General features: G+C 65.8%; 29 protein-coding genes and 1 pseudogene. 20 read left to right on the plus strand and 10 right to left on the minus strand.

Going from position 1 to position 25946, the window contains the following annotated elements; translation table 11 throughout:
• Positions 1 to 34: 34 nt before the first annotated feature.
• Complete coding sequence (locus MRBLST15_RS02330; RefSeq protein ID WP_265952464.1) at positions 35 to 1045, minus strand: DUF4034 domain-containing protein; 1011 nt, start codon at positions 1043 to 1045, stop codon at positions 35 to 37.
• A gap of 118 nt (positions 1046 to 1163) precedes the next feature.
• Here MRBLST15_RS02330 and MRBLST15_RS02335 point away from each other — a divergent pair, with 118 nt between their 5' ends.
• The 7 genes from MRBLST15_RS02335 to MRBLST15_RS02365 all read left to right on the plus strand — a co-directional run bounded on the left by MRBLST15_RS02335 (position 1164) and on the right by MRBLST15_RS02365 (position 5450).
• A complete protein-coding gene (locus MRBLST15_RS02335; RefSeq protein ID WP_265952470.1) occupies positions 1164 to 1625 on the plus strand; it encodes a helix-turn-helix domain-containing protein in 462 nt (153 codons plus the stop codon).
• Positions 1626 to 1636: 11 nt separating this feature from the next.
• Complete coding sequence (locus MRBLST15_RS02340) at positions 1637 to 2068, plus strand: VOC family protein (RefSeq protein WP_265952465.1); 432 nt, start codon at positions 1637 to 1639, stop codon at positions 2066 to 2068.
• A complete protein-coding gene (locus MRBLST15_RS02345) occupies positions 2065 to 2295 on the plus strand; it encodes a hypothetical protein (RefSeq protein ID WP_265952466.1) in 231 nt (76 codons plus the stop codon). The genes MRBLST15_RS02340 and MRBLST15_RS02345 overlap by 4 nt, the downstream gene beginning before the upstream one ends.
• A gap of 179 nt (positions 2296 to 2474) precedes the next feature.
• Positions 2475 to 3434: an acyl-CoA dehydrogenase gene (locus MRBLST15_RS02350; protein WP_265952467.1), complete on the plus strand. Its 960-nt coding sequence runs from the start codon at positions 2475 to 2477 to the stop codon at positions 3432 to 3434.
• Positions 3422 to 4174, plus strand: a complete 753-nt coding sequence (locus tag MRBLST15_RS02355; RefSeq protein WP_265952468.1) for a PIG-L deacetylase family protein — start codon at positions 3422 to 3424, stop codon at positions 4172 to 4174. The genes MRBLST15_RS02350 and MRBLST15_RS02355 overlap by 13 nt, the downstream gene beginning before the upstream one ends.
• On the plus strand, positions 4171 to 4758 hold the full coding sequence (locus MRBLST15_RS02360; RefSeq protein WP_312704066.1) for a class I SAM-dependent DNA methyltransferase: 588 nt from the start codon (positions 4171 to 4173) through the stop codon (positions 4756 to 4758). The genes MRBLST15_RS02355 and MRBLST15_RS02360 overlap by 4 nt, the downstream gene beginning before the upstream one ends.
• Positions 4755 to 5450, plus strand: coding sequence for a glycosyltransferase (locus tag MRBLST15_RS02365; protein ID WP_367785047.1), 696 nt, complete (start codon positions 4755 to 4757; stop codon positions 5448 to 5450). Before MRBLST15_RS02360 ends, MRBLST15_RS02365 begins: the two co-directional genes overlap by 4 nt.
• A gap of 16 nt (positions 5451 to 5466) precedes the next feature.
• Here MRBLST15_RS02365 and MRBLST15_RS02370 read toward each other — a convergent pair whose 3' ends face one another.
• A complete protein-coding gene (locus MRBLST15_RS02370) occupies positions 5467 to 6105 on the minus strand; it encodes a DUF6766 family protein (RefSeq protein ID WP_367785049.1) in 639 nt (212 codons plus the stop codon).
• A gap of 205 nt (positions 6106 to 6310) precedes the next feature.
• Here MRBLST15_RS02370 and MRBLST15_RS02375 point away from each other — a divergent pair, with 205 nt between their 5' ends.
• The 4 genes from MRBLST15_RS02375 to MRBLST15_RS02390 all read left to right on the plus strand — a co-directional run bounded on the left by MRBLST15_RS02375 (position 6311) and on the right by MRBLST15_RS02390 (position 9679).
• On the plus strand, positions 6311 to 7474 hold the full coding sequence (locus tag MRBLST15_RS02375) for a zinc-dependent alcohol dehydrogenase (protein ID WP_367785051.1): 1164 nt from the start codon (positions 6311 to 6313) through the stop codon (positions 7472 to 7474).
• Positions 7475 to 7637: 163 nt separating this feature from the next.
• Positions 7638 to 7985 (plus strand): hypothetical protein, encoded by a 348-nt coding sequence (locus MRBLST15_RS02380; protein ID WP_265951859.1) that lies wholly within the window; start codon positions 7638 to 7640, stop codon positions 7983 to 7985.
• 124 nt (positions 7986 to 8109) lie between these two features.
• Positions 8110 to 8874 carry a DUF72 domain-containing protein gene (locus MRBLST15_RS02385; protein ID WP_367785053.1) on the plus strand — a complete coding sequence of 255 codons (765 nt, stop codon included), beginning with the start codon at positions 8110 to 8112 and terminating at the stop codon, positions 8872 to 8874.
• The gene (locus MRBLST15_RS02390) at positions 8867 to 9679 is read left to right on the plus strand and encodes a DNA-formamidopyrimidine glycosylase family protein (RefSeq protein WP_265951856.1); all 813 of its coding nucleotides are present in this window, start codon (positions 8867 to 8869) and stop codon (positions 9677 to 9679) included. The genes MRBLST15_RS02385 and MRBLST15_RS02390 overlap by 8 nt, the downstream gene beginning before the upstream one ends.
• On the opposite strand, the gene MRBLST15_RS02395 is transcribed toward MRBLST15_RS02390, so the two are convergent.
• The 4 genes from MRBLST15_RS02395 to MRBLST15_RS02410 all read right to left on the minus strand — a co-directional run bounded on the left by MRBLST15_RS02395 (position 9649) and on the right by MRBLST15_RS02410 (position 11709).
• Complete coding sequence (locus tag MRBLST15_RS02395) at positions 9649 to 10242, minus strand: cysteine hydrolase family protein (protein ID WP_367785056.1); 594 nt, start codon at positions 10240 to 10242, stop codon at positions 9649 to 9651. The genes MRBLST15_RS02390 and MRBLST15_RS02395 overlap by 31 nt on opposite strands.
• Before the next feature lie 199 nt (positions 10243 to 10441).
• Positions 10442 to 10720, minus strand: a complete 279-nt coding sequence (locus MRBLST15_RS02400; protein WP_265951854.1) for a hypothetical protein — start codon at positions 10718 to 10720, stop codon at positions 10442 to 10444.
• A 73-nt stretch (positions 10721 to 10793) separates the two neighbouring features.
• Positions 10794 to 11291: a ferritin-like domain-containing protein gene (locus MRBLST15_RS02405; RefSeq protein WP_265951863.1), complete on the minus strand. Its 498-nt coding sequence runs from the start codon at positions 11289 to 11291 to the stop codon at positions 10794 to 10796.
• Between the two features lie 148 nt (positions 11292 to 11439).
• Positions 11440 to 11709 (minus strand): hypothetical protein, encoded by a 270-nt coding sequence (locus MRBLST15_RS02410; RefSeq protein WP_265951852.1) that lies wholly within the window; start codon positions 11707 to 11709, stop codon positions 11440 to 11442.
• Positions 11710 to 11883: 174 nt separating this feature from the next.
• On the opposite strand from MRBLST15_RS02410, the gene MRBLST15_RS02415 reads away from it, so the two are divergent.
• Together MRBLST15_RS02415 and MRBLST15_RS02420 are read left to right on the plus strand one after the other, a co-directional pair.
• Positions 11884 to 12336, plus strand: a complete 453-nt coding sequence (locus MRBLST15_RS02415) for a BLUF domain-containing protein (protein ID WP_312704071.1) — start codon at positions 11884 to 11886, stop codon at positions 12334 to 12336.
• A gap of 127 nt (positions 12337 to 12463) precedes the next feature.
• Complete coding sequence (locus tag MRBLST15_RS02420; RefSeq protein ID WP_265951849.1) at positions 12464 to 12910, plus strand: hypothetical protein; 447 nt, start codon at positions 12464 to 12466, stop codon at positions 12908 to 12910.
• 52 nt (positions 12911 to 12962) lie between these two features.
• Here the strand turns inward: MRBLST15_RS02420 and MRBLST15_RS02425 are convergent, their stop codons facing one another.
• A complete protein-coding gene (locus MRBLST15_RS02425) occupies positions 12963 to 13202 on the minus strand; it encodes a hypothetical protein (protein ID WP_265951848.1) in 240 nt (79 codons plus the stop codon).
• 247 nt (positions 13203 to 13449) lie between these two features.
• Here MRBLST15_RS02425 and MRBLST15_RS02430 point away from each other — a divergent pair, with 247 nt between their 5' ends.
• The 5 genes from MRBLST15_RS02430 to MRBLST15_RS02450 all read left to right on the plus strand — a co-directional run bounded on the left by MRBLST15_RS02430 (position 13450) and on the right by MRBLST15_RS02450 (position 20030).
• On the plus strand, positions 13450 to 13983 hold the full coding sequence (locus MRBLST15_RS02430) for a sugar dehydrogenase complex small subunit (protein ID WP_367785060.1): 534 nt from the start codon (positions 13450 to 13452) through the stop codon (positions 13981 to 13983).
• Positions 13984 to 14027: 44 nt separating this feature from the next.
• Positions 14028 to 15668 (plus strand): GMC family oxidoreductase, encoded by a 1641-nt coding sequence (locus MRBLST15_RS02435; RefSeq protein WP_367785062.1) that lies wholly within the window; start codon positions 14028 to 14030, stop codon positions 15666 to 15668.
• On the plus strand, positions 15665 to 17062 hold the full coding sequence (locus MRBLST15_RS02440; protein WP_367785064.1) for a c-type cytochrome: 1398 nt from the start codon (positions 15665 to 15667) through the stop codon (positions 17060 to 17062). Before MRBLST15_RS02435 ends, MRBLST15_RS02440 begins: the two co-directional genes overlap by 4 nt.
• A complete protein-coding gene (locus MRBLST15_RS02445) occupies positions 17059 to 18330 on the plus strand; it encodes a carbohydrate porin (RefSeq protein WP_367785066.1) in 1272 nt (423 codons plus the stop codon). Before MRBLST15_RS02440 ends, MRBLST15_RS02445 begins: the two co-directional genes overlap by 4 nt.
• Before the next feature lie 125 nt (positions 18331 to 18455).
• On the plus strand, positions 18456 to 20030 hold the full coding sequence (locus MRBLST15_RS02450; protein WP_367785068.1) for an alpha/beta fold hydrolase: 1575 nt from the start codon (positions 18456 to 18458) through the stop codon (positions 20028 to 20030).
• A gap of 73 nt (positions 20031 to 20103) precedes the next feature.
• Here the strand turns inward: MRBLST15_RS02450 and MRBLST15_RS02455 are convergent, their stop codons facing one another.
• Entirely contained in the window at positions 20104 to 20508 is a 405-nt protein-coding gene (locus MRBLST15_RS02455; protein WP_367785070.1) for a hypothetical protein, read from the minus strand.
• A 432-nt stretch (positions 20509 to 20940) separates the two neighbouring features.
• Here MRBLST15_RS02455 and MRBLST15_RS02460 point away from each other — a divergent pair, with 432 nt between their 5' ends.
• Complete coding sequence (locus MRBLST15_RS02460; protein WP_367785072.1) at positions 20941 to 21834, plus strand: retropepsin-like aspartic protease; 894 nt, start codon at positions 20941 to 20943, stop codon at positions 21832 to 21834.
• Positions 21835 to 21956: 122 nt separating this feature from the next.
• A pseudogene (locus tag MRBLST15_RS02465) lies at positions 21957 to 22253 on the plus strand (GFA family protein); the annotation flags it as partial.
• 19 nt (positions 22254 to 22272) lie between these two features.
• Here MRBLST15_RS02465 and MRBLST15_RS02470 read toward each other — a convergent pair.
• Positions 22273 to 23997 carry a fatty acid--CoA ligase gene (locus tag MRBLST15_RS02470; protein ID WP_367785074.1) on the minus strand — a complete coding sequence of 575 codons (1725 nt, stop codon included), beginning with the start codon at positions 23995 to 23997 and terminating at the stop codon, positions 22273 to 22275.
• 23 nt (positions 23998 to 24020) lie between these two features.
• Positions 24021 to 25874, minus strand: a complete 1854-nt coding sequence (locus MRBLST15_RS02475) for a 3-hydroxybutyrate oligomer hydrolase family protein (RefSeq protein WP_367785076.1) — start codon at positions 25872 to 25874, stop codon at positions 24021 to 24023.
• Positions 25875 to 25946: the final 72 nt, after the last annotated feature.

Below are 25946 nucleotides of genomic sequence, written 5' to 3' on the forward strand. Positions count from 1 at the left end.
CGCGTGCGGGGCTGCCGCGTGGGGCCGGGCACGATCAGCGAGCGAAGGTACCCTCCGGCGGGCACTGGCGCTCGGCCGAATCGACGACCATGCCCAGGTAGGGTTCACCGATGCCCTGTCCGGCCAGCAACCGGCGCTGCCACGCTTTCGTGGCGGGCATGTCGCTGCTGAGGCAGGCATGGCGGGCGGCCGCGTCCAGGTTCCATGCAGTGGGATACCCCGCCAGGATGTCCTCCCAGCCCTGCCGCATCAGCGGCCAGTCGACTGCCGAGTTCTGGAACAGCTGCTGTCCCGACACGCCTTCGCTGACCGATGCGTACAGGCGTGCATACAGGCTGGCGCGGCGGCGCGTGGATGTTCGTGCGATGGCATGCCGGGCGAAGGCTTCCATCTGCTGGGTATCGCCCTGCCAGTGCGGGGTGAAGCGCTGCATCGCGATCAGATACAGCGGGTCATAGTCGGGAAAGAGCTTGCTGCCTTCGTCGACCAACGCCATGAACGCTGCTTCGTCCACGCCTTGCCGCAAGGCGATCAGGAGCGACATTTCATACCAGTAGGGGTCGCGCTTGGCGATCGCCTTGTGCTCCTGCATATAGGCTGCTGACACCGCGTTGTACTCGTTGAACTGCTGCCAGTCCTGCGCCGTCACCTCGTTCGCATAACCATCGCCACGGAAGCTCCAGGCCAGGTTGAGCGGCACGCGCGCGGCGACCAGGTGGGCCGACGGAGAACGCGGCGACTGCCGGATCCAGCGTGCGGCCCACGCGGTCCAGTCATTCCACTGCTGCACGTCCTGATGCGCGGTGCCGATGCGCCGTGACATGCAGATGTAGAAACGGCTGAGGTTGGAATAGCCGCTGGCGTTGCGCTGGCCCTTGCGGAAGCGCTCGGCCATGGCATCCAGCGCCTTGAAGTCGTCGGCGTCCATCAGCGGCGCTACCTGCTCGCACAGGGCCAATGAATCGGGATCTTCCGCAGCCCAGGCGGGCGAAACGGAAAGACAGGCCACGCTCAACAGCGTGCCGACGAAGTGCATCCTGCGCATCGGGGTCATCCTTGAAATTGGGGGCCAGGAGCGGCTTCAGGCCGGCTACGGCAGGCGCAGTATCCCACTGCCCGCGATCCATCGAAAGCACCGTCGCCTTCTGCGCTACGCTGGGCGCATGTCCCAGAGCCCCGAACTGCTGCGCCGCCTGCTACGAGCCAAGGACCACATGGACCGGGCCAGCCATGAAGACTGGCCGGTGGCGCGGCTGGCCGGGATCAGTGCGGTTTCCGCGGCCCATTTCGCGCGCTCCTTCAAGGACGCCTTCGGGGTGCCGCCGCACCGCTATCTGCTCAGCCGCCGCATCGAGCGCGCGGTCGCTCTGCTGCGCGATACCGACCTGCCGATCACCGAGATCGCACTGCAGACCGGCTGGACCAGCCTGGGCACCTTCGGCCGGATCTTCCGCGATATCACCGGCGACAGCCCCGGCGCCGTCCGCGACCGCGAGCGGACCGATGCCCCGGCGCAGGGGCCGGTTCCGGAGTGCCATGCGCGTGCCGCACGGCGCCCGGACCTGAAGATCGCAGTTTTGGAGAAGCGCCGCCGCACCGGCCTTGTTAGCGTAGATCCCACCTGAGGGAGGATCCTATGACTGGCATGGTGAATGTGGTCGGCCTGTATGTGCACGACCAGGACGCAGCGCTCGATTTCTACGTCAACGCGCTCGGCTTCAAGGTGCACACCGACGTGGGCAACGGCGACTATCGCTGGCTTACGGTGCATTCGGGCGGCGAAGAGAGCTTCCAGCTCGGGCTGTTCAAGCCGGGACCGCCGGTGCACGACGCGGCCACTGCGCTGACCCTGCAGCAGATGGTGGCCAAGGGCGCGATGCCACCGCTGGTGCTGGCGGTGGATGATTGCCGCGCCAGCTACGAACAACTGCTGGCCCGTGGCGTGGAATTCACCCAGGAGCCGGTGGAGCGCTACGGTGCGGTGGATGCCGGCTTCCGTGATCCGTCCGGCAATGGCTGGAAGATGATCGAGCGCCCTGCGAAGACTGCCGCGAGGAAGCCGCAGTGAGGGCTGGCAGCTGGGCGCGTCCGGTGCACCGCTGGACCTCGATCGTTTTCACGCTGACAGTGATCGCCAACTTCGCGGCGCGCTGGCTGGGGCAGGGCGAGCCGCCGGCCTGGCTCACCTATTCGCCTCTGCCGCCGTTGTTCCTGCAGTTGTTCACGGGGTTGTACCTGTTCGCGTTGCATTACCGCCGCCGGCCGGATGCGGCGCACGCCGGGGTCGCACCCTGACGCGGGCGGCGCAGGCCGATCAGGCGAAGGCGCGGGGGCTGTGACCCGCCAGCAGAGCGGGAAGCATCATGACAGGCGGCGGAGGAGGGGCAGCGGTTTCATGCGCTCGCCACGCACCGAAGACAGCAACGTGACCGCCTCCGCTCTACGTTCTGCGGGCCCCCTCCGTTCGGCCCGACATGCTTGATACCGTTTCCATCCCCGCAACCGTTTGCACCCCCGCACTCGCCGACCGGGCCCGCCACGCGCTGTTGCTGCAGCCTGCGCTGCCACAGCCTGGCGCCGGCAACACGTTGCAGCGATGGCGCGCGCTGGCCCGGCTGGGCGCTGAGGACCTGTGCCTGGCGAAGGTTCTCGAAGCCCACTACGATGCCGCCGCCATCCTGCACGACCTGGGTGCACCGGCACCGGCCGACGGCACGCTATGGGCGGTGTGGGCGGCCGAGGGCCCTGCCTGCACCGTGCGCGCCGATGCGTTCAACCGCCTGCATGGCGACAAGCCATGGTGTTCGGGCAGCATGTTCGTCGATGCCGCCCTGGTGACGGTTCGCTTGCCCGATGCAGTGCAGCTGTACAGCGTTGCCGCTGCGGATTGGCAGTCGCTGGACGCCGATCCGTGGCCAGCAGTAGGCATGGCCGGAATCCGCTCCACCACCGTTCGTTTCAACGCTGCGCTGGCCGAGGCGGTGGGGAAGCGCGATGCCTACCTGCAGCGGCCCGGCTTCTGGCATGGCGGTGCAGGCATCGCGGCCGTCTGGTTCGGCGCTGCCACCGCATTGGCCGAACGCATGCAAGCGGCCTGCGCCGAGGGCCTGCGTGCGCGGCTGCTGGGCAAGGTGGACCTGGCATTGGCGCCGGCGGCGGCGCTCCTGCGCGAGTTGGCAGTGAAGATCGATCAGGCACCTGATCTGCCACACCGCGAGGACGTTGTCCGTGTCCGCAGCGTCGTGGAACGTGCCGCCAGCGAGGTGCTTGACCTTGCAGGCCGTGCCTTGGGGCCGGCCCCCATGTGCATGGAGGCCACGCACGCGCAGCGATGGGCGGATCTGACCGTCTTTCTGCGGCAGAGCCATGCAGACAAGGACTGGGCCTGGCTGGGCGCACAACGGGCACTGCAGGAGGGACCGTGGAGCCTGTAGCCACCATCCACGGCACCGGGTCGAACGAGCACGCATGGCAGCAGTGCGACTGGCTGTGGAAGCAGCCCAGCATCGGCTTGGCGGACCTGTGCGGAGAGGCCGCCCGGATCGTCGTGGTGGCGCCCCATCCCGACGACGAGATCCTCGGGTGTGGCGGATTGCTGTGTGGTGCCGTCGAGCGTGGTGTGGCGGTGCAGGTCGTTGCCGTGACCGATGGCGAGGCTTGTTATCCGGACGAGCGCTGGTGGACGCCCCAACGTCTTCGCAACGCGCGCCGCGAAGAACTGCGCGCGGCACTGGCCGAGCTGGCGATCGGCGCCGAGGCGATCTGCCATCTCGGCATCGACGATGGCGCGGTGAGCGCACACGAACTGGAACTGGAAGGCTGGTTGCAGCGCACTCTGCGCGACGGCGACCTGGTGCTTGCGCCATGGCGGTTCGATGGCCACCCCGATCACGAGGCCGCAGGCCGGGCCGCGTGTCGTGCGGCTCACGCGGCAGGCTGCGCGCGCCTGGAATACCCCGTGTGGGGCTGGCATTGGCTGGAGCCTGCGCACGCACACATGGCGTGGGAGGCGCCGAAAGTGCTGGACATCTCCAACGCCGTTGATCGCAAGGCACGGGCCATCGCCCGCTTCCGCACCCAGATCGGGACCGTCCCCCGCCTGCGCGCGGAGCCAATCCTGCCAGCCCACATCCTTGCCCGATTCTCCCGGAAAAACGAGGTATTCCTGGCATGAGTGCGCAACCCTATTTCGACCAGCTGCATGCCGCTGAAGATCCCTTCGGCTACCGCAGCCGGTGGTACGAACAACGCAAACGCGCGTTGCTGCTCGCAAGCCTGCCGCGTGCCAGGTTCAGCCGCGGCTGGGAGCTGGGCTGCTCCAACGGGGTGCTGACTGAAGCGCTGGCGCCCCGCTGCGAACGCCTGCTCGCCACTGACATCAGCCCCCGTGCCACCTTCCAGGCGCGCCGCAACCTGGCCCACCTGCCGCATGTCCAGGTGCACTGCGCCAGCCATCCGCAACAATGGCCCGCCGGGCGCTTCGACCTGATCGTCTGCGGTGAAATGGGCTATTACCTTGCACCGGAGGCACTGCCCGCGCTGCGCAGCGGCATCCACGCGGCGCTGAAGGATGAGGGGCTGCTTGTTGCTTGCCACTGGCTGCCTGCCTTCCCGGGACGCGCCAGCGCCACGGCACTGGTTCACCAGCACCTCGGGCGGGGACTGCAGGAAGCGTTCTGCTACCGCGATGCCGATTTCGTACTGCAAGGCTGGACGCGCCGTCCGCTGTCGCTGGCCCGGGAAGAGGCGCTGCGATGATCGGCGTGCTGGTGCCCGCGCACAACGAGGCCGCCACGATCGGCAGCTGCCTGCGCTCATTGCAGAGGGCGGCCCGGCACCCTGGCCTGAACGGACGCGAGGTGCGCATCGTAGTGGCACTGGATGCCTGCAGTGATTCGACGGCGGTCATCTGCAGGGAGCTGCAGGTGGAAACCATCGACCTGCAGGCGCGTTGTGTCGGCGCTGCCCGCGCTGCTGCAGCTGCACGGCTGCTGCAGCAGGGGGCGCGGTGGCTGGCGAGCACCGACGCCGACGGCACCGTGCCGCCGCAGTGGCTAGCCGCGCAGCTGGATGGCCGCAGCGATGCGTTCTGTGGCGTGGTGGACGTGGCCGCCAGCGGCCGCCGCAGCCGGCATCTGCGCAGGCTGTTCCGGCGCAGCGAGCGCTGGGGCGATGGCCATGGGCGGGTGCACGGCGCCAACCTGGGTGTCTCGGCGCAGGCTTACCGTGCTGTCGGCGGTTTCGCCGCGCTGGGTTGTGGCGAAGACGTGGACCTGGTACATCGGCTGGCGGCGGCGGGAGCCAGCGTGCGCTGGGCCGGGGCCCCGGTCGTGACCACCAGCGCCCGCCTGCTTGGACGGGCCCGCGGCGGTTTCGCCGACTATCTTGCCGGGCTGACGCTGGAACAGCAGGGCGCCCCTGTCGTCTGTCAGTTGACTGGCACCGGCTGATCGGTGCCTGGCCGGCTCAGTCGCCGGTCTGCGAATGCGGGGCCTGCACCGGTTTGGACTGCGGCGAGTCTTTCTGCCGCAGGAAGATGGTCAGTACCACCAGTGACAGTACGGCCAGGAATTCACTCTGCCAGTTCTGCATCGACTCGAACCAGAACGTGCTGCCCAACACATGCTCAAGGAAGCCCGGTGCCGGCAGACCCTGCAATTGCTGCTCAACGCATTGCGAGCGCCAGCTGCCGATGGCGTGCAGGATGAGGCTGAGCAGGAACATCAGCCCGAACGCGATGGCCAGCGAGTGGCCGTACACCGCCTTCCACACTCCGCCACGTCGCACCGGCCAGGGCGTAGGGCCGTCTTCCACGCGCTCCTGTTCCTGTGCCGGGTCGATCGGGCGCGACTCGGCAGAGCCCCGTTGACGCAGGGAGACGGTCAACAGCACGTACATGCCCATCTGCAGGAATTCGCTTTCCCAGTTCTCGAACGTGGCGCTCATGAAGTGACCGCTGCGCAGGTACTGCCACAGATCCAGCGGCGTCCTGCCATGCTGCAGCAGTTCCTCGTTGTGGACCTGCAGTCCCGCGGCCACCTGTCCCCCCAGGAACAGCAGCATGAGCGCCAGCAACACCAGTGATAGACCATTGCGTTTCCACATGCTCTTGCTCCGCTTGCCTACATGCCGCGGCAGAGCCTGCGCGCAAGACGTCGAAACGACCGTGAACGATCTGCCTGATGGATGTGAGGAGCCCGGTGCTTGACGTGGCGTTGCGTTGATATGGACGGGACGCACACCGGACAGTCACCGCCCGCGGGCGCGACGCGTGTGACTCTGGACGCTCCGCAACGGCAGGAGACAGATGATGCAGGCACTGACCTATCACGGCCGCAAGGACGTACGCGTGGAAACCGTTCCCGACCCCGTGCTCGCCGCCGACGACGACCTCATTCTGCGGGTGACCGCCACGGCCATCTGTGGATCGGATCTGCATCTGTACCGAGGCAAGATCCCTGACCTCCACAGCGGAGACGTGCTCGGCCATGAGTTCATGGGCGTGGTGGAAGAGGTGGGCGCGGGTGTCACCCAGGTTCGCCCCGGCGACAGGGTGGTCATTCCGTTCGTGATCGCCTGTGGCGACTGCTTCCACTGCCGCCTGGCGGAGTACGCAGCCTGCGAGACCACCAACCCGGGAAAGGGCGCGGCAATGAACGCCAAGGGCATGCTGCCGCCGGCAGCGCTGTTCGGATACAGCCACCTGTACGGCGGTGTGGCCGGTGGCCAGGCCGAGTTCGTGCGGGTGCCCAAAGCCAACGTCGGCCCGTTGCGCATCCCCGACGGCGTCGCCGACGAGCAGGTGCTGTTCCTGTCCGACATCCTGCCGACGGGCTACCAGGCGGCACTCAATGCCGGGGTGAAGCCTGGCTCGACCGTCGCGATCTTCGGCGCAGGCCCGGTAGGCCTGATGAGCGCGGCGTGCTGCCGCCTGCTGGGCGCCCAGACGATCTTCATGGTCGATCATCTTGCCTATCGCCTGGAATTCGCCCAGCGCACCTACGCCGTGACGCCGATTGATTTCAGCAAGGTGGATGATCCGGCCGACTACATCGTCGGTCAGACCAGCGGTCGCGGCGTGGACGCCTGCATCGAGGCGGTCGGCTTTGAAGCGGAGGGCAGTGCACTGGAAAGCGCGCTGACCGCTGTCAAACTGGAAGGCAGCAGCGGGGTCGCGATCCGTCAGTGCATCGCCGCCGCCCGCCGTGGTGGAGTGGTCAGCATTCCCGGCGTCTATGCGGGTTTCATCCACGGATTCCTGCTCGGTGATGCCTTCGACAAGGGCCTGACCTTCAAGATGGGCCAGACCCACGTCCAAGGCCTGATGCCGGAGCTGCTGACCGCGATCGTCGAGGGCAGGCTGGACCCGGGCAACATCATCTCCCACCGGATGCGCTTGGCGGACGCGGCACAAGGCTATGCGATGTTCGATGCGAAGGATGACGAATGCAGGAAGATCGTGCTGACACCATGATGGTGGCGGCGTGTTTGGCGCCTGCCGCGAGGGCGCCGCGCCGGCCCGGACGGCGTGCCGTCAGAGCTCCCGCTGTGCCTGCACGCAACGGCCATCCATTCTTGACGGCGCCTTGGCGCCGGACGTGGATACTTCCGCCGTCATTGGCCGAGGAGGACTGGAAATGGGTAGCACCGAGACCACCAGGGCGCCGCGCATTCTGCGCGTGGAGGTGATGCCGCTGGACTGCGGGGAAACCGCGGTGGTGGTGGAGCTGGCATCGCCCCCCGGCAGGGCCTGGGAGAAGGCACTGAAGCGCGTGATTGCTGAAACGGAGGGGCTTGAATCGGCGCAGTCGCGCTGTGACGGCCGCTTCGTCTACATCATCGGTATCGAGCCAGGTGGCCGTGGCACGCTCCATCGGGTGAACCAGGTACTGGCCGCCACCCACGAACGCGTTGCACCGCGCAACGGGCATTCCATGCCGGTGCCACAGCAACCGGCAGGCGCCATGGTCAACGCCAGCCTCTGAGCAGCGATGGGCGATCCACGGCAACCTGCCAGCAGTAGGCCCGCCACGCCTGGCAGCGTGGGCTTCACGCCGCTGCCAACGCGTGTTCACCATGTTGCTACGGGCCTGTCGCCACCGTAGCGCCATGGCACGTGAACTCCGTAAACCGCGACCGGGCCACCCGGTTGCCGTCGGTTGCGCAGGCTGGTCGCTGCCCACAGACACCGCCCACGCATTCGCTGCGGGAGACAGCGCGCTGCAGCGCTATGCATCGCGCTTTCCGATCGTGGAGATCAATTCGTCGTTCTACAGGCCACATCAGCCCGCCACGTATGCGCGCTGGGCGGCCAGCGTGCCGCACGGTTTCCGTTTCTCGGTGAAGATGCCCCAGGCCATTTCCCATGACGCGCGCCTGCGCGGTGCTGCGCCGTTGCTCGACACGTTCCTGCACGCGGTGGCACATCTGGGGGATCGGCTGGGCGCCCTGTTGCTGCAGCTGCCGCCAAGCCTGGCCTACGATGGCCGCACGGCCTCGGCCTTCTTCCGGGCGCTGCGCCGTCGCAGCGCCGTGCAGGTCGCCTGCGAACCACGCCACCCGAGCTGGTTCGACGACAAGGCCGACGCGCTGCTGGATGACCACGGCATTGCTCGGGTGGCGGCCGATCCCGCCCCGGTTGCAGGGGCTGATCAGCCGGGCGGAGCCAGGCACTGGAGCTATTGGCGGTGGCACGGGCAGCCGCGCATGTACTACAGCGCCTACCAGCAACCGGAACTTTCCAGTCTGGCGGCCGCCGCACTACAGGCCGCCCAGGCGGGGGAGGCGTGGATCATCCTTGACAACACGGCGCACGGCCACGCCGTGCCCAATGCACTGCAACTGCAGTCGATGCTGGAGCACGCCAATGCCTGAAGGTCCTTCCATCGTGCTGCTGCGCGAGGCCGCCGCCAGGTTCAAGGGAAAGACCGTTCGCAGCGTCAGTGGCAACAGCACGCTCGACCTGGCTTGCCTGCAGGGACGCCGGGTGCGGGCCGTGCGCAGCTGGGGCAAGCATTTCCTGCTGGAGTTCAGCCACGTCACTCTGCGCATCCACCTGATGATGTTCGGCAGCTGGCGCATCGACGAGCGCAAGGAGACGCCAGCGCGGGTATCGCTGCGCTTTGACAACGGCGAGCTGAACTTCTACACCTGCTCGGTGAAGCTGATCGATCAGCCGTTGGACGAGGTCTACGACTGGCGTGCCGACGTGATGAGCGACCTGTGGGACCCCCGGCTTGCCCGTCGTCGCCTGAAGTCGATGCCCGATGTCCTGGTCTGCGATGCCCTGCTGGACCAGACACTGTTCTCCGGTGTGGGCAACATCATCAAGAACGAGGTGCTGTTCCGCATCCGGGTCCATCCGGCCAACCATGTAGGCGATGTTCCGCCGCGCAAGCTTGCCGAACTGGTCAGGCAGGCCCGCGAATACAGTTTCGACTTCCTGCAATGGAAGCGCGGGTTCGAGCTGAAAAAGCACTGGCAGGTGCACACCCGGCGGACATGTCCCCGTTGTGGTGGTCCGGTCAGCAAGGTCTATATGGGGACCACCCATCGGCGCACCTTCTACTGTCCGGTATGCCAGGTCGATTATCGCGCTCGGACGCCGCGGCCAGCGGCGAAGAAGCGCTCCCTCGCGAGAGGCTCGGTTCAGCGCGGTGGTACCAGGCCCGTGCGTTGATGTGAGCGCTTGGATGACAGCGACGCGATGATCTGGCGGTTGCTGAGTATTTCGACGGCGCCCGATCGCTGAAGGGTCTGCAGGGCGGGACGGCGGCGGTCGGGCAGGGCGGCGACCGCTTCCCGTGCGACCACCGTCGCGTACTCGCGCGAGTTGGCATCGATGGCAGTGGCCAGCACGCACGAGTCCAGTGCCATGCCGGCCAACACCAACCGCCTGGCGCCGAGCTTGGCCAGAAGCACCGCCAGCGGCGTGGCGAGGAAGGCGGAATGCTTCGGCTTGAGGATGAAGTAGTGTTCCTCGCTGGGGGCAAGGTACTCGACGATCTGCGCCGGGGCTCCGCCCTTCTGCCGGCAGGCCTCGACCAGCTGCGGGAAGTCGCGCTGCCAGTTGCCGAAGTTGTCATTGGCGTAGATCACCGGCCACCGCTGCGTGTCGAATGCAGAACGCAGGCGGGCGGTGCGCTGTGCTGCGTGTACCGCGTACGGAGCCAGTTGCCGCCCCTGCGGAAAGTCGAACAGGCTGAAAAGATCGATGATGAGCAGAGCGGTGGGCTGTTCCATGACGGGCTCCGAGGTGTCAGGCCGCCACTGCCTGTCCGTTTCCGGCAGCACGGATCAGCGCGCCGGCGCCGCCTGACACATGACATTTCCTGATTCATTGGGCCGCGTCGTGCGGGGGCACGACAACGGTAAACGTCAACGCGTGAGCACCCGCATCAAGCCAGCGTAGAGGCGACGTCAACAATCAAGGCGGCGTGCTTCATCCGGATGAGCTCGAAGCCGTTGCACGGCTGCGGCGCCACGCCAGTACCTGTCCGATCAGCGCGGTTGCCAGCACCAGCAGGTTGGTGACCACGAACACGGTGGCGCCCAGCAGCGCGCTGTAGATCGTGAACAGCGTAGACGCGGTCATCTGCCCGATGAAAAGCCACTTCGAGACGGTGTCCGGGTGAGGCGAGTGCCATTGCTTGACCATCTGCCGGACCAGCGTGGCCATCAGTACGGCTGTGGCGGCCCATCCAATTAGATCAGGATTCATGCGTCATCTTCGTGCAGGAGCGCGCTGCCCCCTTGGGGAGCGACGCGCAGGCTGATCTGCGGTGCACCTGCGATCATGCGGCCTGGGCGGCCTTGGCGTTGCCGCCGCTCTTGGCCAGCAGGGTCAGCTTCTCGTCCGTGGCCTTTTCTTCTTCCAGCGTTTCCAGCAGCAGCGGCAAAGCCTCCTTGTATCCGAGCTGCTTGGCCAGCGCGGCGATGGTGCCGTAGGAAGCGATTTCGTAATGCTCGACCTTCTGCGCGCCCCCAATCAGGGCGGCATCACGCACCGGTCCCTTGTCAATGCTCTCGATGACTTCCTTGCCTTCTTCCACCAGCCCTTCCATCGCCGCGCACTTGATCCGCTTCAAGCGGATGCCAAGCACTTCCACCACCTGGTCGATGCGCTCGATCTGGCCCTGGGTCTCTTCCAGGTGGGTCTCGAACGCGGCGGCAAGTGCGGGGTTCTCTGAGGCCCGGGCGAGGCGCGGCAGGGCCTTGGTCAGCTGCTTCTCGGCACTGTAGATGTCGGACAGTTCGTGGATGAAAAGGTCTTCAGCGGTCTTGATAGCCATGGTGCGCTCCAGCGGGGTCAGGAGCGACGAGGCTATCCCGGCCGGTGTTGGGGCGCGGGGTAGATGCAGTGAACGGCGGATGCGCATCGAGTGCGCAGATGCATGCATCTCCCTCACGCCGTGCACTGGGCGCGCATCGGAACTGAGCTCAGCGTTGGTCGGCCGCTGCGGCAGATTGGCCGGTTGCCGCCAGATGTTCGCCATCCACCAGGCGCGCATTGCTGACGGCCTGGTGCGCCCCGCATTTTCCGCAGGTCAGCAGCGTGCCCCCCGTCATCCGCTTCAGTTCCGCGTCGGCGCGGGACACGTGGCGGCACTGGTTGCAGCGGAAGGCGAGAGAGGTGACCTGATCGATGCAGCCTCGCGCATCGGTCGCATAGTCCACTGAAAAGATGTAGAAGAGTCCGGTGTCAGGCATGAAGTCGATCTCGGGGGCAGACCTTTTTCATGCCATGGGGCAGCAGTGCATGGCGTGAATCCTGTTCGGGTTCATTTTCACATTTCACTGAATTGTTTTGTTTCACGCTGAGCCTCTGAGCTGCCTCAACCGACCTTCTGGTACGGTCGAGAGCCCACTGTGGGGAGGTCGAACGTGCCCATCAGAGCCGTTGTGTATACCAGCGAGGCCGCTGTGGATATTGCCGCCAGCCGGCTCGGCCAGACCGGGGGCAGGCTGTGCGAAATCGTGGATGACGCAGCACGTTTCAACCGTGATGCCGGCGTCACCGGCGTCCTGCTGTTCGATGGCGGGCGCTTTCTGCAATACATGGAAGGCCCGGACGATGGCCTGCAGGTGGCATATTCCCGGGTACTGGGTGCCAGCAGCCACAGTGGCCTGATCGAACTGCAGCGGGGCAGGGTGGGGCAGAGACGCCTGCCTTTCTGGCCCATGCGTTGGCTGCCGGTAGAACCGACAGAGTTGAGGCGGGTGGCCAGTGCGGACTGGACCGGTTTCGCCCAGCGCGAGGGCGGCGGTGCGTCCACCAGTGCCACCGGCATGGAGTTGCTGAGCGCCCTGGTTCAACCCCATGCCGCAGCGTTGTGATTACATTTCCGCCCAATAGCAGCCACTGCGCTGGTCACATTCTCATCTTTGCCGGAACGCTCGGGGCAGGGAAGACCATGGCTGCGCGGAGCATCGGTCTCTCGACCTCACCCAGTACGGAGTTGCCGTGACACAAGCAACCTTCCACAGCGGACACCACCGCCGGCTGGACGTTCTTGCCGGAGCATGGAAGACGACCCTCATCGCGCTGAAACCTGACGGCAGCACGGGCGGGGTGTCGTTTGCATCGGATATCTACACATGGATGCCCAATGGTCACTTCCTGGTGCATGAGGTCGACGCGATGATGGACGGTCAGCGTGTGCGCTCCACGGAGATCATCGGCGTTGATGTAGTAGCCGATGGTTTCTTCAGTCGCAGCTACGATGCTGATGGTGGCACCAGCGATTTCACTTCACGACTTGATGGCGGCAGGTACACCATCCAGGGCCAGTCCCAGCGGTTCGCCGGCACGTTCAGTAGCGACCGGCAGCTGCTGACCGGCGAATGGGAGCATCGGGTCGGCGATGACTGGATACCGTTCGTCCGCATCGTGCTTGAAAGGGCCCAGTAGATTCGCTTGTTCCGCGGGCGCCCCGGAGCGGGGGCTCCGCGGCTGGCCGCGCCTAGCGCTTGGCTGGTGACGGCGGCGCGGCTTCGTTCCCGCGTACGGGCTCTGGCCCCGAGGTCTGGTCTTCGGAAGCGGCGGTGCCGCTGCCGCCGCCGGGCACGTTGCGCGTCGGCGCGCTGGCCGCTGGCGGGTTTTGCCGAACCGCGTCGGCATGTTGTGCCTTATCGGTCGGTTCGCGTTGGTTGCAGGCCGACAATGCCATCGTCGCCACGGCACACAGCAGCAGTACCCGCATGGCCACTCTCCAGAGTAGGAAACCCCTTGTTTCTAGCGTTGACGGCGTTGTGCGGATGTGACGGGGGCGGCGGCGCACCGGCTGAAATCTGCCTCTGCTGGTGCCGGCAAGAAGGGTCGTTGGCCGCTGTGTGGCTCTTCCTGCTCACTCCGCGAAGACGTTCAGGTGCGTTAAAGTTGCCCGCGTAGGTGCCCCCCGCGTCGCGGTCAGGGGCAGCCGAAGACGTGACGCATCAGGAGTCCACATCATGAGTGTTCCCGAGGGATTGGAAGGGAGTGGGCAAGGCCTGACGCGCAGAACCTTCCTGCTGGCGGTCGGCTCGGCTTCGCTGCTGGCTGCCTGCAGTGGCAAGGCACCAGCGCCCGCTGCCAGTGCCGCCCCTGCGAAGCAGGCGGACGGGCGCTTTCTGCAGCTCTCGCAGGCACTGACGGGCAAGTCCGATCTTGATCCGGCAACCGCCGGGCGCATCGAAGCCGCATTCGCCAAGCTGCATCCCGACATGCACGCCCAGTTCCCGACACTCGCGGCGAAGGCACAACAGGTACAAGGCCCTGAAGCGCTGCTGGCGGCGGCGGGCGATGCACGGCCAGCAGCGCTGGCCATCATCACCGCCTGGTACACCGGCAGCGTCGGCAAGGGCCCGCAGGCCATCACCGTTTCCTATCGCGACGCGCTGATGCAGCGCCCCGTGGACGACGGCCTGTTCCCGCCGACCTACGCACAAGGCGGTCCGGCATGGTGGACGGCTGAACCGCCGGCGGCGCTACGCACGCGCGGCTGAGCCGCGCTTCCATCTCTCCCCCGTAATTGATCTGGATTCCCCTCATGAAAGCTCCGGTTTTCCGTGATGGCGACGCCGATGCCGATGTTGTGATCGTCGGCTCGGGCGTCGTCGGCGCATTGATCGCCCATCAGTTGGTTCGTGCCGGAAAATCGGTTCTGGTCCTCGAAGCGGGCCCGCGCCTGCATCGCTCCGACGTCGTCGAAAACTGGCGCAACGTCAGCTTCGAGCGACGCATCGGCAGCGACTTCCAGGGGCCGTATCCGCAGTCGCCGCTGGCCACCGCGCCGCTGTATTTCCCGGCCAACGACTACGTGGGTTTGACCGGCCCCGATGCCAGCAGCTTCCACCAGGGCTTCATCAAGGCCGTGGGTGGCACCACCTGGCACTGGGCCGCCTCCTGTTGGCGCCATCTGCCGGTGGATTTCAAGATGCAGTCCACCTATGGGGTAGGGCGCGACTGGCCGATCAGCTACGACGACATCGAGCCTTATTACTGCCGCGCGGAAGAGGCGATGGGTGTGTCCGGGCCGAACGACCCGGGCAAGCAGAGCCCCTCCGAACGGTCCAGGCCCTACCTTGCCGACATGATCCCTTGGGGCAACGGCGACAAGGTGTTCGCCGAGGTGGTCAATCCGCACGGCTACAACCTGGTGCCCATTCCGCAGGGTCGCATGGTCACGCCGTGGAATGATCGGCCGGCCTGCTGCGGCAACAACAACTGCCAGCCGATTTGCCCGATCGGCGCGATGTACAACGGCATCCATACCATCGAAGCGGCCGAGAAACTAGGTGCGCAGGTGCTGGCCGAAGCAGTGGCCTACAGGATCGACACCGACGCGCAGAACCGGGTCACGGCCATCCACTGGTATGACAACAACAAGGTCAGCCACAAGGCCACCGGCCGCAGTTTCGTGATCGCCTGCAACGCACTGGAGACGCCGCGCCTGCTGCTGCTTGCCGCCAACGAGCAGAATCCGAACGGTATCGCCAACAGTTCCGACCAGGTCGGGCGCAACATGCTCGACCATTCCGGTTTCCACTGCTCGTTCATCGCCGATCGCCCGATCTGGCTGGGCCGGGGACCGGCGCAGTCCAGCTGCATGGTTGGTCCGCGCGACGGCGCCTTCCGTTCGCAGTACTCGGCCACCAAGATCATCCTCAACAACATCAGCCGGGTGGCGATCGCCACCGACCAGGCGCTGAAGAAGGGCCTGGTTGGCGACGCGCTGGATGCGGAAATCCGTCGCCGTGCGGTCTTCGGCGTGGATCTTTCGATCAGCCTGGAGCCCTTGCCGGACCCGAGCAATCGGCTGACGCTGTCGAAGACGCGGGTCGATGGCCATGGCCTGGCGTGCCCGGATATCCACTACTCGCTGGGCGACTATGCCCGCAAGGGCTATGACGAGTCCTGCAAACAGTTGCGTCACATCGGCTCGCTGTTCAACGCCGAGGAATTCGTCATCACCACGGCGCTCAACGCCAACAACCACATCATGGGCTCGACCATCATGGGCGCGGACCCGCGCGATTCGGTGGTCGATGGCGATTGCCGCGCGCACGATCATCCGAACCTGTGGCTGCCAGGCGGCGGCCCGATGGTGTCGGCCAGCGTGGTCAACAGCACCCTGACCATGGCCGCGCTGGCGTTGCGGGCGGCAGACGCCATCGAGCGTGCGGCATGAAGACCTTCTGCTCGGTTCTGCTGATGATGCTGGCTGCAGCCAGTCACTCCGCGCGCGCGGACGAGGTTGCCGAACGCGGGCGCTACCTGTCTGTCGCCGCGGACTGCGTGGCATGCCACACCAGCCCCAAGCAGGGAAAGCCTTATGCCGGCGGTTACGCGATTGCGTCCCCGCTGGGTGAGATCTGGGCCAGCAACATCACCCCCTCCAAGAGCCATGGCATCGGCCTCTACAGCGAAGATGATTTCGCCAAAGCAGTGCGCGAAGGCGTACGCAAGGATGGCGCCCATCTGTATCCGGCGATGCCCTATACCTCGTATGCCAAGCTGACCGACGAGGACATCCACGCGCTGTATACCTACTTCATGAAGGAGGTGGCGCCGGTCGACGAGGAAGCACACGCCACCGAGCTGCCGTTCCCCTTCAGCATCCGCCAGTCCATGGCGGTGTGGAACCTGCTGTTCCTGGACAAGGAAACGTTCAAGCCCGATGCGGGCAAGAGTGCGCAATGGAATCGCGGCGCCTATCTGGTGGAGGGGCTGGCGCACTGCTCCAGCTGCCACAGTCCGCGTGGTCTGATGATGCAGGAAGTGGGCGGCAAGGCCTTTGCAGGCGGCTCGCTGGGTGACTGGTATGCACCCAACATCACATCCCATCCCGTCAGCGGTATCGGCGGTTGGAGCGACGCCGAGCTGGCGCAGTACCTGAAGACCGGCCGCGTTGCCGGCAAGGCGCAGGCCGGTGGCGGCATGGCCAAAGCGGTGAGCAACAGCCTGTCCAAGCTGCAGGACGAGGACATCGCCGCCATCGTCGCCTACCTGCGCACCGTGCCGGCCGTGGCCGAACCTGAGGCCACGCGCGCCGCCTTCGCCTGGGGCGACGCCGCCACCACGCCGGGTGAGCAGCCGGTACGCGGTACGGGTGCCGCATTGGCATCGGGCGGAGTGCTGTATTCGGGCCTGTGCGCAAGCTGCCATGGATCACGAGGCGAAGGCAGCCGGGACGGCTATTACCCTTCCCTGGTGCATAACACCACCGTGGGCATGACCCGCCCGCAGAACCTGATCGCCACCATCATCGGCGGCGTTGACCGCGACGTGCAGGGCGAACACGCACTGATGCCGCACTTCTCGAAGGGTTCGTTCGTACAGGACCTGAGTGACGCCGATATCGCAGCGGTGGCGACCTACGTGCGCACGCAGTTCGGGCCGGGCGACCAGGTCACCGAGGCACAGGTGGCACTGACCCGCGCCGGCGGCGAGAAGCCACTGCTGGCGAAGATCGCCCGCTTGTGGCTGCCGATGCTCATCCTTGCCGTACTGGCGCTGGTGGGCGGCGTGCTGCTGGTGCGGCGCGCCTGGAAGAAGCGCAGGAACAGGAGGGCTGCAGCATGAAGCTGCTCTCCTTGAACGGCATCGGGCTGCTCCTGCTCGCGGCCAACGGGACGGTCTCCGCCGCGGAATCGAGCGCCGCCGGCAAACCCAAACCGGTCGACAGCATCGTACAGACGCCGCTGAGCGCGGACTGGGCAGCTCGCCTCTGGTTGCAGGACCACGGCGTAACCCCCAGCGCACGCATCGTGATCGGCAGCGGCGTCAACAGCGATGGATACAAGGGCAGTGGCTGGTCCACCGCCGAGCACATCGACCTGGGCGCGACGATCGACACCGGCAAGGCATTCGGCTTCGACGGCACGCTGCGCGTGGTGTTCTCCGATCGCTTCGGCAACGCCATCAACGAGCGGTCCACCGGTTCCTATATCCAGAACCAGGCCTTCTATGGCCAGGGCCAGAACCTGCGCTTCAACGAGCTCTCCTATGAGCGGCTGCTGCTGGACAAGCGGCTGAGCCTGAAGGGTGGCTTCTACTCGATGGGCAACGACTTTGGTGGCTTGCCTTACACCTGCAACTTCAACAACAACGGCCAGTGCGGGCATCCGCTGGGCCCGATCTACAGTTCTGGCTGGCTGGACAATCCGACAGGCCAATGGGGCCTGCGGGTGAAGTGGAACGATCCTTCCGGCTGGTACGCGCAGACCGGCATCTACGACGTCAACCCGACGCGCAAGCAGGCCAACAGTGGCTTCCGTGTTTCGACGAGGGGAAAGACCGGTCTGTTCCTGCCCGTGGAAGTGGGCTACAGCCATGGCAAGTCCGGCGTGGACTATGGCGGCACCTACAAGGTCGGCTACTACCTTGACACCTCCAACGCCGATGACATTGGTAATCCGGCCGCACCTCGCGCCTCGCATCGCAGCGGTTCGTACGTGCAGGCCGCGCAGCGGGTGTGGAAGCCCGAAGGCGATACGGTGCGCGGCATCTCGGTGTTCGGCGTGGCTACCCGTGCCGATGCAAAGACAGGGCTGATGCGCTACTCGTGGGAAGCGGGCGTGAGCTGGCGCGGCGTGATCGCGTCGCGCGAGGATGATGTGCTCAGCCTGGCCTGGAACCGGCTGGACATCTCCGATCGGCTCGCTCGCCATCAACAGTTGACCGGAAAGGATGTGCAGAGCAACGAGCAGTTCGTCGAGCTGAACTACGGTGTGCAGGTCACCCCGTGGCTGGTGCTGCGGCCGGCGGTACAGTACGTGGCACGGCCCGGCGCCTATGCCAGCCGACCCGACAGCTGGGTGTTCACCCTGCAGGCGCAGGCGACGCTGTAGGCGCATTCAGGCCCGCGACGTGGGGTGGCAGGGCCGCCGCCCCATGTTGCGGCGCAAGGTGTCAGCCACCATTCGCACTGGTACGGTCCAGCCCGTTGCACCACCAACAACGGGGACAGACGACGATGCGCAAGGTATTGCTGCTGTTGATCCTGCTGACCGGACTGGCGCCCACCGCCTGGGCCGCCACGGTCAAGACCACCCACCGCACCGTTCCCAGCTGGGACGGAACACCCCTCGGGGTCTTTGTCATCGAGCCCCAGGACGCGGGTAGCGGCAAGTACCCGCTGCTGGTGATGCCCAGCAGCTGGGCCGTTCCCAGCGTAGAGTACGTAGGGGTCGCACAGTCGCTGGCCAAACGCGGCTACGTGGTCATCAGCTACAGCTCGCGCGGCTTCTGGGAGTCCGGCGGCGCCATCGACATCGCCGGGCCGGCCACGGTCGAGGATGTCAGCGCATTGATCGACTGGGCGCTGGACAACACCCAGGCCGACCCGGCACGGATCGGCGTCTCGGGCATCTCCTACGGCGCCGGCACCAGCCTGCTGGCGGCGGCACGCGATCCCCGCATCAAGGCAGTGGCCGCCCTCAGCGGATGGGCCGACCTGCAGGCGTCGCTGTACTCCAATGACACCCCCAGCGCACAGGGGATCGCACTGCTGGTGGCCGCCGGCCTGGTCACCGGCCGCCCCGGGTCCGAGCTGGCCACGATCAATCGCAACGTCGTGGTCGGCAATTATCAGGGCGCCGTGGAATCCCTGTTGCCGGTGGCCGCGATCCGCAGCCCCGCTGCCAGCATCAACGAGATCAACGCCAACCAGCCGGCCGTATTCCTGGCCAACGCCTTCAACGACAGCCTGTTTCCGCCGGGTCAGCTGGTGGACTTCTTCAACCAGCTGAAAGGCCCCAAGCAGCTGCAGCTGCGCCATGGCGACCACGCCCTCAACGAGGCCTTGGGCGCACTGGGCATTCCCAACGAGGTCTATGACTCGGTGGGCGACTGGTTCGATCATTACCTCAAGGGCGTGACCAACGGCATCGACCGCGAGCCGGCGGTGCAGCTGAAGTCACAGAAGGGAAGCTGGAGCAGCTACCCGAACTGGCAGGCCACCAACAGCGGTGCAGTCAGCTACGCGTTGACCGCACCCGGTGGCCTGCTTCTGCCCACCGGGGGCCTGGTTGAAAATGGGCGCAGCAATGGCTGGAACTACCGCATCGGCAGTGGCCTGGCGACCGCCGCCAATTCCGGCGTGGCGATGGTGTCCGGCTCGCTGCAGATGATCAACCTTCCGCCGGGTGCGTACGTGCCTTTCGTCGGGCGCAACGCCGCCGGTGTATGGCAGGGGCCGATCTACTGGAACGCACGCCGCCTGGACGGCGCGCCGGAAGTGCGGGTGACCGTCACCCCCAGCCGTGCCAACACCACGCTGTATGCCTATCTGTATGCGGAAGATGTACTGGGCAATGGCCAGCTGATCAGCCACAAGCCGTACACCCTGCGCGGCGTTGCGCCGGGCCAGGCGACCACCCTCGATCTTCGGTTGGAAGCGAGCAGCTGGAACATTCCCGCCGGCAGTCGCCTGACGCTGGTGGTCGATACGGTGGACCTGCGTTACGCAGGCATCAGTCAGCTGGGCGGGGCGGTGACCTTCAGTTCGCCCGCGTCCGCGCCATCGGTGCTGAAGGTGCCATTGCATTGAAGCCATGCCGCGCCCGCCGTTGCGGGCGCGGCCACTCCAGGGGTACATCGGCGGCAGATGCCGTGTGGCGTGCTCACAGCTTGCCGGCCACCCGGTAGCGGGAGACACCCTGTTCGATCAGCATCTGCAGTTCGTGCAGCAACGCCGGATCCCCGGCATCGAAGTTGAAGCAGGACTTCCCTTGCATATACTTCTTCAGGGCTGGGCTGATGCCGGCCAACAGCTCGGGGAAGGTGTAGATGGGCATGAAATGGAATGAATGCCTGCGACCCGATACTTTCACCGCGCTGAAGAACTGAGCCTTGCCCTTGGCGTCTACGTTCCTGCAATTGGCGTAGAAGTGATCGTCCTCGTCATGCACGACGAGAAGATCGGTCTTGTAGGGAAGCAATAGATCACGCAGGGCGACGAACAGGTCCGTCGCGGCGCCGTCCATGTTGAGATTCGACCGGGCAGCAGGTGCTTGCGGGATTTTCATGAAATTAGCCCGGAAGGGAGCGCGGCTGGGAGATCGTGCGCAGCCTCTGCTGGGCCAGCCTATCACGGGGCAGTATGCCGACAGCGGCAGATGGCTATGGACTTGTAGCCACGAGCACCTGACCATGGCGCTCCAAGAAAACCCTCGCAACCTGGCAGCTCGATGAAAACACTGGCTTTGATCGCACTTTCCCTCTCCATCTGCATCAGTCTGGCGGGTTGCATTGCGCCGTTTCGCGTAAAGGCGCGCGAGTATGCGACGGCCGATATGCCGCCGCCAGAAAAGCGCGATGCACCCGCTCCGTCAGCGCCACCGCAGTGACGCCCCGTCGGTCAGCATCACCCGCAGCAGCGGCATCGATTTAAACCCTTTCCGCATTGGTGGCATCTATCAGGTGCCACGCCACCATCGCCCACGAAAGGGAAGTCGCTCGTGCCTGGAATCCTGCATTTTCTGCTGGCTGCCGCCATCACTTCAGGCGCTAGTTCCAACGCCAATGCCACGCCTGTGATTATCCCGTTCGAGCAGGACAAGGACCACCGGATCTACGTCCGCGGCAGCGTCAACAGGTCCGAACCTCTGCGATTCCTGGTGGACACTGGCGCGGACGGATTGGCCATATCGCGTAGCATCGTGCCGAAGGCATCGGTGGTCATCGATGATCGCACTGAGAACACAGGTTCAGACGGCGTCACCACGATGGACTACAGCACGCGCAACGACGTGGAGATCGGCGGACTGCATACGCGCATGGGCGCGGTAGTGGTCGACTACAGGAACCGTCCCTTTGATGCGGTTCTAGGATGGAAGTTCTTTGAAGGGAAGGCGGTCGAAATCGATTACGACCGGCAGCAGCTGCTCGTCCATCATAGCCTGCCGGATGTAACCGGCTATACCCGCGCCAACGTCCGCTGGATCGACAACACGCCCGCAATCGAAGTCACGCTCGGCAACGGTGACGCCGTCGTCAAGCCCTGGCTGGCACTGGACACGGGAAGCAACGGCAGCATCGATCTCAGCTATGCCTACAGCTCGCGCCACGGGCTGATGGAGGTATTCACCCAGAAGGTGGGGACCTCCCGATCCACGGGTAGCGCGGGCAATGTCATTCGTGCAGTGGATGTGCGCGTGCCATCGGCGAGCATCCTGGGGTTGGTCATCGGTAACCCCGCTGCGTCCTTCCCAATCGACGATGACGCCTCCACCGCCGACGGTACGATCGGCGCGGGTATTCTTCGGCAGTTCAACATGCTGCTGGACATGAAGACGGGTGAGGTCTATCTGCGACGGAACCAGTACGTTGGCGTGGAGCCGGGCAGGAAGTAGAGGCTTCAGCCTTCCATCGCCTCTTGTGAACGGCGAGCGGTGACAGCACACTCATCGTCAGCCATTCCCTTCATGAGACGTCCATGGCCATTCGTATCACCTGCCTGTGCGGCGCAAATACCATGGAACTGCACGGCACTCCCGCTGCGCAGGCGAACTGCCACTGCGCAACCTGCAGGGAGTTCTACGGCGTTGCGATGCTCTCGGCCACCGCATGGGCGGCCGAATCGGTGACCGTTTCACGGGCCAAGAATGTGCGGTTCCAGCACCCGTCCAAGCAGCTTTCCAAGACCTTCTGCCTGAACTGCGGCGAGGTGTTGTTTGGCACCAACCGCCTGGGCATGCGCGTGGTTCCCAACGCGATGGTTGCCCGAGCTACCGATGGCGTGCTGGATGCAGCGTTTTCGCCGACGATGCACCTGTTCTATCGGGAGCGCGTCATCGACGTTGCAGATGCGCTGCCGAAGTACCTCGATGGCTGGGACGGTCCGCTTCATGTGAGCCCGGGTCATCAGCAACTGCCTCTGGATCATGCAGCCCACGCAGCTTTTTCTTGTTGATCTTGCCCACGCTGGTGCGTTCCAGCGAATCAACGAAGCTGACGCGGTCGGGGATCGCGTAGCGGGAGATATCGCCTGAGCGGCTGCGTGCGGCGACCAGTTCGATGATCTCAGCCTCGGTCACATCGCTGCCGTCCTGCCGGACCACCAACGGCAGCGGCCGCTCGCCCCATTTTGTATCGCTGATGCCGATCACGGCGACCTCGTTGACCGCCGGATGGAGGGCGATGATGTCTTCCAGGGCCAGCGAGGAGATCCACTCGCCGCCGGTCTTGATCACATCCTTGATGCGGTCGGCCACGCGCAGGTAGCCGCCGCCATCGATGTTGCCGATGTCCCCGGTATGCAGGTAACCGCCCGCCCACAACGCCGTTGAAGCGTCCGGGTTGTGCAGATAACCCTGGGTGAGCCAGGGCGTGCGTACCACCACCTCACCGGTAGCGACGCCATCGTGGGCAACGTCGTTCATGTCTTCGTCCACGATGCGCAGATCCACCAATGGCACCGGGATGCCGGCCTTCGTACGCAGTGACAGTTCCTCATCCGGGTCGTCCAGGGCGTGGGCATCGATCTGCGCGACGGTGAGCAGGGGGCAGGTCTCGGACATGCCGTAGCCGCCGAAGATATCGATGCCACGGGCCAGTGCCTGCTGCGCCAGTGCCCGCGGCAGCGCCGCACCGCCGATGATCACCTTCCAGCCGCGCAGATCGGTATCGGCCGCAGTGGCATGGCCCAGCAGCATATGCAGGATGGTCGGCACACAGTGCGAGAACGTCACCTTCTCGCGCGCGATCAACGCCAGCAGCTTGCCCGGCAGATAGCGTCCGGGGTAGACCTGCTTGATGCCCAGCAGCGTGGCCACGTACGGCATGCCCCAGGCGTGGACATGGAACATCGGGGTGATCGGCATGTAGACATCGTCGCGGTGCAGCCGCCCCTGGCTGGACGCGCTGCCGAGTGCGGCCATCGCCGCAAGCGAGTGCAGCACCAGTTGCCGATGGCTGAAATACACCCCTTTGGGCAGGCCCGTGGTGCCGGTGGTGTAGAACGTCGTGGCGCGGGTGTTCTCGTCGAAGTCCGGGAAGCTGATGGTGGGCGTGGCCTCGCGCAACCCGGCTTCATACTCGGTCACGAAACCGGCTGGCAGCGGGCCATCCTCATCGTCGAGCAGGACGCGTGTGCGCACATCCGGGAGCTGCTCGTCGATGCTTTCCAGCACCGGCAGGAACTCGCGGTTGGCCAGGATCACCCGCGCACCGCTGTGATTGAGCGTATAGGCAATCTGCTCGGGCGCCAGACGGATGTTCACCGTCATCAGCACCGCTCCGATCATCGGCACGGCGAAGTAACTCTCCAGGTAGCGATTGCTGTCCCAGTCCATCACTGCCACGGTATCGCCGCGCTTGACCCCCAGCGAGGTCAGCAGGCCGGCCAGCTGGCCGATACGCGCCTGCAGGGTGCGGTAGTCGAAGCGGACCTTGTCGCCGTAGACGATTTCCTGCTGTGGACGCACGGCCAGGGGCGTCAGCAGCAACTGCTTGATCAGCAGGGGAAAGGCATGAGCCTCGGCGGCGGGCGCGTCTGTGGCGGTGGCGAATGACATGTGGGGTTTCCTGTGGCGGCGCGTCAGCGGCTTGGGATGGCCTGGGCCGCGGGAATGGAGAGCTGCTCGCGCAGCAAGGGCGTTTCCGCGCGCGGGGTCGGCTGGATGAGCGCATCCGTCGGCAGCGCATGCGTTGGATCCTCAAGGTGACCCCACACCTGGTCCAGCGCCGCGAACATGTAGGGCAGCAGCGGTACGTAGCGCTTGCGGTAATCCGGGAAGGCCAGCAGCGAGTCGAAGTGCTGTGCGTGGTTCACCCGCCAATAGGCGATCGACGCCCCCGCCTTGCGTGCAAGTGGTACGTAGCGATCGCTGGTCATGCTGATCGGCACCAGCCCATCGTCGATGCCATGGATCACCACGATCGGCAGACCGCGACGCGGCGCCTTGGCGGTGGCCGCGGCGATGCCGGCGCGTACCCGCCGGGCATCGGTGCTATCGCCATTGCCGAGTGCACGCAGGCAGTTCAGGCCACGCAGCGGATTGTCTGCCGCCCCGGCTGCATTGCCATCCACCAGCACCACGCCGTTGCCCGGCGGAATGCCGCTGCCCTCACTCCACCAGGTTGCCCGGGACTCGGCGGTGGCCGCGCCGGGCCTGCCATCCGCCCCAGCGGCGGAGAAGCTGTACGCGCAGGGATGTTCGCCGGCGCCGTAGCGTCCATAGGCTGACGAATAGGTGACCGCGATGGCGCGCCACAGATCGAACCCGGTCGAGAACGCGCCAGCACGAAGTGCATCGGCGCTCAAGCCAGCGTCGAGCAGCTGCTGCCGTGCCGACCGTGCCTGTGCCGTCGTGTCATCACCTTGCACCAAGCCGGCGGATGTCAGCGTGGCACATCGCTGGGTCCACACCGGCACGGCCTGCGCCCGCATCGGCGGCTGCGGCAGATCGTTCTCTGCCAGCACAGCACAGGGCATCAGCAACGCGGCCTGGGTGACAAAGTCGTACAGCGGCGGTGTGCCTGCCACCGAGACATTGGGTTCGCCAGCCACCAGCGCATCGAACCAGTCGCCTTCGATCTCCGCTGCACGCAGCACGGCGCCACCGCCATTGGATACACCCACGCCCAGCGTGCGTGTGTTGGCCGGCGTGAACGGGGCCGATTCGGGGTAGGCGCGGTCCAGTACCTGCAGGCCGAACTGCAACGCCTGCAGCAGATGTCGGCCCCAGTCTGCTTCCGGGTTGTCACCCGAATGAGCATGTTTGAAGGCGATTCCATGCGTGGCTGCCGCACCCGCAGGATCAAAGGCCAACGCGCCTTGGTTGGCGGACGTGCCGCCTGCCTTGAAGCCGGCCCTGGCGTCCAGGTCGTAGTAGTCGCTGCCTGCGCCCTTGTCGGTATAGGCAACGGCGCAGCCGTGGGCCAGGCCCCAGCTGCCGGCCACCGCAATCGCGCCATGGATGCCACGCGAGCCGGACGACGCAGCGACGACCAGGCAGCGTCGCGTGGCGTCGAAGTTGTCGGGCACCTGCACCAGCACGCGATGGGGCTGGCGCGCGCCAGGAATGCGCGCGTAGGCCGAGAACTCGCGACCGGGTGCCGCCTGCAGGTTGCCGTAGACATCTCCGAAACCACCGCCGGGAGTCAGGTCGGCAATACCACGCCAACTGCTCCAGATCGCGCGGCGTCGGGCTTCCTCGGCCGTGGGCCGGGCCGGGTTGCTGAAGGCGGGTGCGGTGGCCGAGCGCAGGGCGTCGATGCCCAGGCCCGCGGTCAGCAGTTCATCGTTGCCGCGATGCAGGGTTTCCCGCCACTGCTCGAACACCGGAACAGCAGCGGTGGCGCGGGGCGGGGCGGCATGGGCGCTGGCGATGCTGCCCACAAGCAGTGGCAGCGTGGCGCACAGCAGCGTAACGGGGCGGTGGTTGTTCATTGCTCCACCCTAACGATCCGGGCGGCGCACGCCAGCGTACCTTGGTACCCGTGCCCAACCGCAGGCGATTTG

The sequence above is a fragment of the Stenotrophomonas sp. LST15-1-1.1 genome, assembly GCF_040815575.1.
Lineage (GTDB): Bacteria > Pseudomonadota > Gammaproteobacteria > Xanthomonadales > Xanthomonadaceae > Stenotrophomonas > Stenotrophomonas lactitubi_B.